The sequence below is a fragment of the Brevundimonas sp. genome, from assembly GCF_036405315.1.
Classification (GTDB): domain Bacteria; phylum Pseudomonadota; class Alphaproteobacteria; order Caulobacterales; family Caulobacteraceae; genus Brevundimonas.
This window is the reverse complement of the sequence record NZ_DASWXW010000064.1, coordinates 1-1,874: the sequence shown is the minus strand read 5'-3', so window position 1 is coordinate 1,874 and position 1,874 is coordinate 1. Positions and strand designations below refer to the sequence as shown.

Sequence of the window (1,874 nt, the reverse complement as noted above, 5' to 3'; positions counted from 1 at the left end):
CAGGGCGATGCCCAGCGAGCGTTCCAGCTTGTCGCGGTCGAAGGGGGTGCGGCGGCCGTTCCGTTTCAGGATGACCAGTTCGCGCAGCTGCACCCGCTCGAAGGTGGTGAAGCGCCCGTTGCACTGCGGACAGGACCGACGGCGACGGATGGCCGCGCCGTCGTCAGACGGGCGGCTGTCCTTCACCTGGGTGTCCGCATTGCCGCAGAAGGGGCACTTCATCCGGTCGGTCCCTTAGCGATAGATCGGGAAGCGCGCGGTCAGTTCGCGCACCTGGGCGGCGACGCCCGCGACGACGGCCGGATCGGCTTCGTCGCCGCCGTTCATCGAGGAGACGACGTCGGCGATCCAGTGGCCGATCTGCTTGAACTCTTCCTCGCCGAAGCCGCGCGTGGTGCCGGCCGGGGTGCCCAGACGGACGCCCGAGGTGACGGTGAAGGGCGCGGTGTCGAACGGCACGCCGTTCTTGTTGCAGGTCATCAGGGCCTTTTCGAGCTCATGCTCGGTGGCCTTGCCGGTCACGCCCTTGGGACGCAGGTCGACCAGCATCAGGTGGCTGTCGGTGCCGCCCGAGACGATGGCCAGGCCGCGCTCGACCAGAACGCCGGCCAGGGCCTGGGCGTTCTTGACCACCTGCTGGGCGTAGCCCTTGAACTCGGGCTTCAGCGCCTCGCCGAAGGCCACGGCCTTGGCGGCGATGACGTGCTCCAGCGGGCCGCCCTGCAGGCCGGGGAAGACGGCCGAGTTGATCTTCTTGCCCAGGTCCGCGTCGCTGGACAGGATCATGCCGCCGCGCGGACCGCGCAGGGTCTTGTGCGTCGTGGTGGTGACGACGTGGGCGTGCGGGATCGGGTCGGGATAGACGCCGCCGGCGATCAGACCGGCGTAGTGGGCCATGTCGACCATCAGATAGGCGCCCACGCTGTCAGCGATCTCGCGGAAGCGCGCAAAGTCGATGTGGCGGCTGTAGGCCGAGGCGCCGGCCAGGATCAGCTTGGGCTTCTCCTTCTGGGCCATTTCGGCGACGTGGTCATAGTCGATCAGATGGGTGTCTTCGCGAACCTTGTAGGTCACGGGGCGGAACCACTTGCCCGACTGGTTGGCGGGCGAGCCGTGGGTCAGGTGGCCGCCGCAGGCCAGATCCATGCCCAGGAAGGTGTCGCCGGGCTGCAGCAGGGTGAAGAAGACGGCCTGGTTGGCCTGGGCGCCCGAGTGGGGCTGGACGTTGGCGAAGGCTGCGCCGAACAGCTCCTTGGCGCGCTCGCGGGCCAGGTCCTCGGTCACGTCCACGAACTCGCAGCCGCCATAGTAGCGACGGCCCGGATAGCCCTCGGCGTATTTGTTGGTCAGGACCGAGCCCTGCGCGTCCAGCACCGCCTGCGAGACGATGTTTTCCGAAGCGATCAGCTCGATCTGCTCCTTCTGGCGGCCAAGCTCGCCCTGGATGCCCTTGAAGATCGCCGGATCAGCATCGGCGAGGCTCTTGGAGAAATACGAGTCGTGGGTAAAGGCGGTCACTGGCGGGCATCCCGAAGGCTGAAGGCTGAAACGGCGGCTCCTATCTAGGCCGCGCCGCCCAACACCACAACATCTAGGGGGTCAGCGCTGTGACAACGCCCGTTTCAGCTTGGCGATCGCCACGCGTTCGACCGCGCGCGGCTCCTGCGCCGGGCCCATGGCCGAGACCTCGACTCCCGTGGCCGTGTGGACGGCCGAGCATTTCACATAGGTCCCGTTGCGGACGAACTCGACGATGATCTCGCCGAGTTCGGGATCGGTCGTCATGCCGCCGCCGGACGACGCGCCACGTTGCAGTGCGAGAACAGCTTGTCCATCGCGTCGACCAGCTTGTCGATCATGCCGTCGTCATGGTT

At 67.2% G+C, this 1,874-nt stretch carries 3 protein-coding genes; all 3 read right to left on the bottom strand.

Translation table 11 applies throughout. The features are described 5' to 3' along the window. The coding region (locus VGE49_RS04440; RefSeq protein ID WP_473964833.1) for an NrdR family transcriptional regulator at nt 1-222 on the bottom strand (222 nt) is incomplete at its 3' end. Nucleotides 223-234: 12 nt separating this feature from the next. Next, the gene (gene glyA / locus VGE49_RS04435) at nt 235-1,518 is read right to left on the bottom strand and encodes a serine hydroxymethyltransferase (RefSeq protein ID WP_331033371.1); all 1,284 of its coding nucleotides are present in this window, start codon (nt 1,516-1,518) and stop codon (nt 235-237) included. An 81-nt stretch (nt 1,519-1,599) separates the two neighbouring features. Next, the gene (locus tag VGE49_RS04430) at nt 1,600-1,785 is read right to left on the bottom strand and encodes a DUF6898 family protein (RefSeq protein WP_331033370.1); all 186 of its coding nucleotides are present in this window, start codon (nt 1,783-1,785) and stop codon (nt 1,600-1,602) included. Between the last annotated feature and the right edge of the window lie 89 nt (nt 1,786-1,874).